At 68.6% G+C, this 7,552-nt stretch carries 6 protein-coding genes and 4 pseudogenes; 6 read left to right on the top strand and 4 right to left on the bottom strand.

Annotation, left to right across the window (positions count from 1 at the left end; genetic code table 11):
• The 5 genes from ACTWQJ_RS42455 to ACTWQJ_RS42475 form a co-directional block, all read left to right on the top strand.
• Window positions 1–257 (top strand): helix-turn-helix domain-containing protein (locus ACTWQJ_RS42455; RefSeq protein WP_443311758.1); only part of this gene is annotated, 257 nt, incomplete at its 5' end.
• A gap of 448 nt (window positions 258–705) precedes the next feature.
• Window positions 706–1,425: an SDR family oxidoreductase gene (locus ACTWQJ_RS42460; protein WP_443311759.1), complete on the top strand. Its 720-nt coding sequence runs from the start codon at window positions 706–708 to the stop codon at window positions 1,423–1,425.
• 67 nt (window positions 1,426–1,492) lie between these two features.
• Window positions 1,493–2,242: an SDR family oxidoreductase gene (locus ACTWQJ_RS42465; protein ID WP_443311760.1), complete on the top strand. Its 750-nt coding sequence runs from the start codon at window positions 1,493–1,495 to the stop codon at window positions 2,240–2,242.
• A gap of 64 nt (window positions 2,243–2,306) precedes the next feature.
• Window positions 2,307–2,750, top strand: a complete 444-nt coding sequence (locus tag ACTWQJ_RS42470) for a VOC family protein (protein WP_443311763.1) — start codon at window positions 2,307–2,309, stop codon at window positions 2,748–2,750.
• A gap of 149 nt (window positions 2,751–2,899) precedes the next feature.
• The gene (locus ACTWQJ_RS42475) at window positions 2,900–3,106 is read left to right on the top strand and encodes a phosphotransferase (protein WP_443311761.1); all 207 of its coding nucleotides are present in this window, start codon (window positions 2,900–2,902) and stop codon (window positions 3,104–3,106) included.
• Window positions 3,107–3,232: 126 nt separating this feature from the next.
• Here the strand turns inward: ACTWQJ_RS42475 and ACTWQJ_RS42480 are convergent.
• From ACTWQJ_RS42480 to ACTWQJ_RS42490, 3 genes and pseudogenes are all read right to left on the bottom strand, one after another.
• Window positions 3,233–3,992, bottom strand: a pseudogene (locus tag ACTWQJ_RS42480) (MerR family transcriptional regulator).
• Between the two features lie 333 nt (window positions 3,993–4,325).
• Entirely contained in the window at window positions 4,326–5,213 is an 888-nt protein-coding gene (locus ACTWQJ_RS42485) for a GNAT family N-acetyltransferase (protein ID WP_443311762.1), read from the bottom strand.
• Between the two features lie 167 nt (window positions 5,214–5,380).
• Window positions 5,381–5,919: pseudogene (locus tag ACTWQJ_RS42490) on the bottom strand (transposase); the annotation flags it as partial.
• A gap of 375 nt (window positions 5,920–6,294) precedes the next feature.
• Here ACTWQJ_RS42490 and ACTWQJ_RS42495 point away from each other — a divergent pair.
• Window positions 6,295–7,320 (top strand): annotated as a pseudogene (locus tag ACTWQJ_RS42495) (transposase); the annotation flags it as partial.
• Between the two features lie 75 nt (window positions 7,321–7,395).
• Here ACTWQJ_RS42495 and ACTWQJ_RS42500 read toward each other — a convergent pair.
• Window positions 7,396–7,552, bottom strand: a pseudogene (locus ACTWQJ_RS42500) (IS110 family transposase); the annotation flags it as partial.

The following is a 7,552-nucleotide window of genomic DNA, read 5'->3' on the forward strand; positions in this document are numbered from 1 at the left end:
CGCCGGACGCTGACACGCCGCCGGACGAGGCGGGGCTTCCCGGCCCGGACCCTGCGGGCCGGCGGGCCCAGCGCAAGAAGGCCGCACACGCCCTGGTCCACGAGCTGCTCGCGCAGGGCCACTCGCGTCGGGCGATCGCCCGGCACCTGGGCTGGGGCCTCAACACCGTCCTGCGCTACGCGCGCGCCGTCCACTGGCAGGACACCCTGCGCGAAACCCGGCCGCGTCCCAGCAGGCTGGACCCCTACAAGCCCTAATTCCTCTGTAACAGCTCCGGCTGAGCTCCTCACAGCTCTGCCGGAGCTGTTCGAGCGCAGGACTGTGACGCCTTCCTGGACCCCGGCCGACGAGGCCTCCACTGAGAGGGGCGCAAGTCCCGTGACTCGGGTGGTGGCAACCGTGTGGGCGCAGGGCGGACAACCTATACAAGCCCCGGCCTGCGAGGCCTCCTAGGTAGAGCGGTGACGTCCGGCGTCGTCACGGTCGCCATCACCGGACTGAACCTCCACTCTTTGGAGTTGGTGGTGCGAGCCCGATTCACGGCGACCTCTTGCCAGCCCCGATCCAGGCGGCCTCCGGAGCGCGGGCACTTCGAGTGGTGGCGGGCAGCCGAGCGCGGTAGCTTCGAGGAGGCCGGGCACGCTGTCACACCGCACCTGGACGGTGGTCCGTGGCCGCTCTGTCCCCGTGCCGGGGGAGGTCTCCGTGAAGCTAGAAGGCTGCGTCGCGTTCGTCACGGGCGCCAACCGAGGACTCGGAGAGCAGTTCGTGCGGGCTCTCTTCGAAGCCGGAGCGGCCAAGGTCTACGCCGGGGCCCGCGACCCTGCGAAGGTCGCCGTATCGGGAGCCGTCCCGGTCGCCGTGGACATCACCGACCACGAGTCCGTCGGTGCGGCGTCCCGCCAGGCCCAGGACGTGACACTCCTCATCAACAACGCCGGGGCCACCACCCGCGCGGGCATTCTCACGGCCGACCTGGAGGCATTCCGGCTGGAGTTCGAGACCCATGTGGTCGGTACGCTCGCGATGAGCAGGGCCTTCGCCCCGGTGCTCGGGCGCAACGGCGGCGGCGCCATCGTCAACGTACTCTCGGTGCTGTCCTGGGTCTCACTCCCGGTCAGTGCGGGATACGCCGCGGCCAAGGCCGCCGAGTGGTCGGTGACCAACGCCTTGCGCGTGGCCCTTGCAAAACAGGGCACGCAAGTCACCGCTCTGCACGTCAGCTATCTCGCGACCGACATGGCTGCGAACGTGCCGGGGCCGAAGTCCGACCCCGGAGAGGTGGCCCGCGCGACCCTCGACGGTGTTGCGGCAGGGCATCACGAGGTGCTGGCCGACGACGTCAGCAGGCAGGTCCAGGCCGCTCTGCCGGGAGGACCGGCCGAGCTGTACCCCGAACTGCGCGGTGGCCGGTCACTTGTCTGACGCACGACAGCGACGGCCCGGCCCTCCTGAGCCGTCCCCGCTCGCTCACCGATCACCGGAGGCGCAGATGACGGGCAGCCTGCCGCATCACCCCCGCGACTTGGCAGGCCAGACCGTGGTGGTGATCGGCGCAAGTTCAGGGATCGGACTCGCGACGGCGCGTCAAGCACGGGACTGCGGCGGTCAAGTCGTCATGGTCGGGCGCAACCGGGAGCGGCTGGAGCAGGCGGCGGCCGAAGTCCGGCCTGTGAGGACCGCGACCGTCGACGCCGCTGACATCGACCGCCTCCAGCGGTTCTTCCAGGATCTGCCCGGCCCGGTCGACCACGTCATCTCGACAGCCGGCTCCCCGTCGTACGCGCCCTTGGCCGACATGGACCTCGAAGAGGCGCGCCGCCACTTCGGCGAACGCCTCGCCCTCACTCTCGGAGTCGCCAAGTACAGCCGGTCCAGAGTCCGGGCCGCGGGAACGCTGTTGTTCATCGGCGGCACCGGCGGTCGCCGCCCTGGCGTCGGCAGAACCGTCACCGCCGCACTCACGGCAGCGCTGCCCGCCCTGACCGCCAACCTGGCCCTCGAACTGGCGCCGGTCCGTGTGAACCTCATCGCCGCCGGATTCGTCGACACACCTCTGTCCGCCTCACTCCTGGGCGATCAGCTCGAAGCGCGGCGGGAGGAACTGCGCGCCACGCTCCCGATACGGCGGGTCGTCGGTCCGGACGACGTCGCCGCTCTGGCCGTACACATCATGTGCAATGAGGCGTTGACGGGCGCCACGTACGACATAGACGGCGGTCAGCAGTTGCTGTCCCTCTGATGCCATGACGGCCTTCCGAGGGGGCCGCTGTATGCAACGACCATCCCAGAAAGGCTCCTCCACCATGGACATGAAACTCGAAGTCGTGGTGATACCGGTGGCCGACGTCGACCGGTCGAAGGGCTTCTACGAAGGGCTGGGGTGGCGGCTGGATGCCGACTTCACCGCCGATGACGGGCTTCGTGTGGTGCAGCTGACGCCGCCCGGTTCCACTTGCTCGGTGATCTTCGGTGACGGGGTCAGCTCGGCTGCCCCAGGATCCGCCGAGGGGCTCCACCTCGTGGTCTCGGACATCGAGGCGGCGCGGGCGGAGCTGGCCCGCAGCGGGGCCGACGTCAGTGAGGTCTTCCACGATGCCGGTGGAGTGTTCCATCACGCGGGCACGAAGGCCCGTGTGTCCGGCCCCGATCCCGAGCGGCGCAGTTACGCCTCCTTCGTCTCGTTCAGCGACCCGGACGGCAACGGCTGGACCGTGCAAGAAGTCACCGAACGGCTTCCGGGCCGCTGAGGCCGACTCTTCCGACACGCACTGCGGCGGCGTCTCGGTCGCGTGAACGAGTGGCGTGTCAGTGTCTCAGCATCGCTTGCTCGAGCTGCGAGGGATGAATGAGCGACACCAAGGTCCGAGCTGCGAAGCCTCGTCCTCATCGATGTCTCATGAGACATGCCGAACGTAAAGAACATGATCACGGCGACTTCGGCCTGGGCAATACGCTGGGAGCGGACTGCGTGGTCACGGCCGTCGTCGACCGGACGCACGAGGGCTACGGCGACCCCCTTTGGGACGTTGCCTGCCTGGACCTGTGGTGGCCCCAGGTCGGCTTTGCCGAGGCATACGTAGAGGCGCAATGTGATGCCCCATGACTCGTCCGTGCCGACGAGCGGCTCCGCCTCCACCAGCTGCTGCTGGCGCGCGGCGCGCTCGGCGCGTTCATCCAGGTGGGGCCAGCCCGGCAAAGCCCGGTTCACCTTCAGCGGCCCCACTGCCGCTCAGCTGAGCCTGGACGTGGCGTACGCCTCGATGGCGTCCCGCTGATAGGCGGCCAGGCCGGGGGCGATCGCCTCGTACCCGGCGCGCCAGGCGTCGTTGCACACGCAGGAGCGGCCGATTGCGCGGTACTCCTCGGCGGAGACGGCGTGCAGCTGAGTCCGTGCCCGGTACTGGGCGTCGATCTCGGCCTGCACGGGTTCAGCGTCGGCCTGGTGGCCCGCGGCCCATCAGCTCGGCGAGACGGATCATCTGCGCAGTGCGCTCACGGTGTCCGGTCTCGGCCTCGGCCTGGCTCATCGTGGCGGCCCGCCGGCCGACCTCCTCGGCGAGTTCGGGGAAGTCGCGCCTGTTCTCTTCGTACTGGGAGGGCTGCACGCCCTCGAACAGGTTCTCCGGTCGGTTGATGGTCATGGGTTGGCCGTCCTTCCTGGACTGCTCTAGTTCGGCGATCGTGCGGGAGACGGTGCCGGCCAGGACGTCGAGCCGGTCCCGCTCGGCGAGGAGTCGCCGGTGGTGGCCGCGCAGGGCTTCCACCTCGTCGACCTGCTCGGTCAGGATCCGGCCGATCTCGGCCAGCCCGAGGCCCAGCGCCCGCAGTACGAGGATCTGCTGCAGCCGCAGGAGCTCGCGCTCGCCGTAGTAGCGGTAGCCACCTGCGCCGATCCGGGCCGGCGACAGCAGACCGATCTCGTCGTAGTGCCGCAGGGTCCGGGCGGTCACGCCCGACATCCGGGCGACCTCCGCGATCGGCCACTCCATTGCCACTCCCTCACGAATGCGTCACCGGGCCGGCCTCTCCGGCCCTGGTCAGGACGGTAGAAGCTGCCGCAACAACAACTTCAACCCCAAAATCCAGGCTTACCCGACTCCGGCCCTGCGACCATGCGCACGACCCGTACGACCGGCCCGCGCAGAAGCCGACTGCTGTCGGAACTCATGAACAATTCGATCCGGCCCTGGCCGCCCGGTGCCTCCCGAACCACCGTCGAAACGCTGCCCTCCCCGTGAACAGAGCCATCCCTGCTGTAACCAGTAGGGAGGTGTCGGCGGATCAGCTTCTGGTGGCAGGGGCGTTTTGCGTCGGATATGTTCCTAACCGGCTTCTGGTGCCCCGTAGGGGAAGTTGTACCCGGTGAAGTCGGCGACGTGGACGTATCCGATGCGCTGGTAGAGGGCGTTGCTGGTGGGGTTGGCCGGGTCCGTGAAGAGCACGACGTCCGTCGCGCCCGCAGCCAGCGCGGCCCTGCTCACCTCAACCGTCACGGCCCCCGCGTAGCCGCGCCCCCGGAGGTGGGCCGGGGTGTAGACAGGGTCCACCCGGATCATGCCGCCGACCATCGAAGTCGCGGCTGCCATGGAGACGGGCGTGCCGTCCGGAGTCTCCCAGAACGTGAAGTGTCTGTCGCCGAAGCGCGAGTCGGACCAGGAGCCGGCGTCGATCAAGTCGATGGAAGGCTGCTCCCCGACATCGACGCAGAACTCACGACACCAGCGCACGACCTGCTCGTGGTCCTTTTCACCCGTGACGCGACCCCGGCCCTCTGGGCGCGGCTGCAGTGGGGTGAGCGTGCCGAGACGGTAAAGATGCGTCCGCCAGAAGGGGACCGGCGCTGCGCCCGTGTGCCGCTGCCATGCATCCGCGAAAGCGGCGGCGGTGTCGTGGTCCGCGAGGACACCGGAGGGGGAATGGCCGAGGCCGGCCAGGTGAGCAGCGAGGGTGCCAGCCTGCTCGGCAGAGAGGGGGGTGACCCACAGGTATCCGCGCGGCGTGCGATAAAAGATGGCGCAGACCTCGCCTCCGGACTCCAGCCGGCCGAAAACGGTGGCTTCGGCACCATGCGCGCCAGCCCCGTGTGTCCGCAGTTTCTCGATGCCCGTCAACGGCATGTTGTGCAGGGCGGGCCGCGAGCGCAGGAAGTCTCCGGCTCGGGCGAGGAAGTCGTCGACGTCTTTGGTGAGTTGCCAGTCATCCGGGAGCATGCTTCATGATCCCGGATGTACTCGACTCGGGAGAGCACTCGCTCAGAGATGCACCGTCGCCACGACTGGTCCAACGCCTTTCAGCCACGTGCCGTAACTGCCCCTGATCACGCAAGAGTTTTCCTCGTCCACTGGCTGGTCCGCGGGCTTTTGCGGGTTAGGCGTCAGGTCATCATGGTGATGAGTGCCCAGTTCAGGTGGGCTTCGGAGTGCTGGGGAAGCCGCTCGTAGTCTCGCGCGTCGCGGCGGGCGTTCATGCACCAGCCGATCGTCCGCTCGACCTTCCAGCGGCGAGGCAGGACGACGAAGCCTTTGGTGCCTCGGGGTCGGGAGACGATGCGCAGGGTGAGCCAGAGGCGTTCGCGAGCCCAGCCACGAGGTCGCCGGCGTAGCCGCGGTCGGCCCAGACCTGGGTGATCTGCGGCTGGGTCAGGCGCAGGCGCCAGAACACGTCGCGGGCGGCGTCGCGGTCCTGGATGTCGGCGGGCGTCACCGTGATCATCACGGGCAGGCCGAGAGTGTCCACGGTGATATGTCGCTTGCGCCCGTTGATTTTCTCCGCAGCGTCGTAGCCGCGGCTGCTCTGGCCGACGGTGGAGGCAGCCTTGACCGACTGGGAGTCGACGATCAGGGTCACCGGGTGCGGGCAGCGGCCTTTTCCGGTACGAATACGGCGGCGGAGCTGGTCACGGATGTAGGTGACGACCCTGCCCGGTTCCATCGCCAGAGTGAAGTAGGCCGCCGACGAGGTGCCCGTGGCGTGGGTCCTTTTCCGACGGCCCCTTCCCGAACGGTGCGGGCTAGTTTCCCAGCACACCGCTGCTCGCGAGCCCCGGTTTCGTCCAGCACCGCATCCACCAACTCGGGCGGGATGACCTGCGTTAACCCCGGTTATTCAGCGGAATTGGGCGAGCTGACGCACTGACAGCAGAAAGATGCCGCTGACCTGCGAGGATGCGAGTGTCTAGGTCGTATCCGGTGCAGGAGTCAGGACACCTTTCTGGTGAGCGAGCGTACAGGGTGGGATCGTGGGCTGTTCGTGGCAGCCGACGGAAAGGGACTGGTCGGGCATGCGGGGGCGGTGCTGCTGCGCCGGCTGGCGGACCGGGTGGGGCTGACGCGAGGGCTTGCCGGGGTGCTTCCCTCCAGCACGAGTGCCGGGTGGCGGGAGCGGGCCGGGGTGCTCGTCCAACTCGCCGTCGCGATGGCGCTCGGGGCGCGGAGCCTGCTGGAGGCCGAGCAGCTCCAGCTCCACCACCAGGGCCTGTTCGGCCCTTCGGCCTCGGACTCGACGATGCGCCGCCTGCTGGCCGAACTGGACGACAGGACCCTGATGAAGATCGCGAAGGTGCGGCGGCGGGTGCGCCGGCACGTGTGGATGCTGCTCCACCTGCGGCCCGGCGGCTTCCCGTGGCTCACGGTGGCCGGGCGGAGGCTGACGGGCTGGATCGTCGTCGACCTGGATGCCACGGTCATCACGAGCGCGTCCAGGAAACAAGGGGCCGCGGCCACGTTCAAGGGCACGTTCGGCTTCCACCCGCTGGGCGGCTGGCTGGCGAACACCGGCGAGAGCCTGGCGATGGAACTGCGTCCGGGCAACGCGGGGGCGAACACCGTGGACGACCACGTCCGCGTCCTTGCCGCCGCGCTGGATCAGATACCGCACTCTTCGCAGTCGAAGATCCTGGTTCGCGTCGACGGCGCGGGCGCCACCCACGGCCTGCTTCAACACCTGGAAGCGCTGAATACGAAGCGGCGCACGGTCCGCTACACGGTCGGCTGGAAGATCACGCCCGAGGACGAGGCGGCGATCGCGAGACTCCCCGAAGGCGCCTGGGAGACCTCGCTGAAGCAGGACGGCAATCTCCAAGCTGGCTACCAGGTCGCGGAGTTGACCGGTCTGAACACCCGGGATGGCTGGCCGAAGGGCATGCGGCTGATCGTCCGCCGCGTGCGCCCGTCCCGGCGGCATATGAAGAAGCTGACCGCCTTCGAGCAGAAGACCGGCTGGCGCTACTCGATCACCGCCACGAACATCCGGCACATGTGGGGCATCGCCGGCTCCCACCAGATCCAGTTCCTCGACGCCCTGCACCGCGACCACGCCGAGGTCGAAGACCGCGTCCGCACAGGCAAGGCCATGGGTCTGGCGAACCTGCCCTCACAGATGCCCCTATGGATGTCAACTGGCGTCTTGGGCTGGTTCCGTGGGGTGTGTCGCGGTGTTTGCGGGGGCGATGTGCCGGTAGATCTCTCGTGCGACGTACCGTTTCAGGCAGCGGATGATCTCGCGTTTGGTCTTGCCCTCCGCGAGGCGTCGCCGCAGGTAGTCCTGGGAA

The organism is Streptomyces sp. KR55 (genome assembly GCF_052245645.1).
GTDB classification, from domain to species: Bacteria; Actinomycetota; Actinomycetes; order Streptomycetales; family Streptomycetaceae; genus Streptomyces; species Streptomyces flavusporus.

Coding starts and splice junctions, on each gene's coding strand:
- ACTWQJ_RS42465 (WP_443311760.1), top strand. CDS start 1,493: ATGACGGGCAGCCTGCCGCATCACCCCCGCGACTTGGCAGGCCAGACC.
- ACTWQJ_RS42470 (WP_443311763.1), top strand. CDS start 2,307: ATGGACATGAAACTCGAAGTCGTGGTGATACCGGTGGCCGACGTCGAC.
- ACTWQJ_RS42485 (WP_443311762.1), bottom strand. CDS start 5,213: ATGCTCCCGGATGACTGGCAACTCACCAAAGACGTCGACGACTTCCTC.
- ACTWQJ_RS42475 (WP_443311761.1), top strand. CDS start 2,900: ATGAGACATGCCGAACGTAAAGAACATGATCACGGCGACTTCGGCCTG.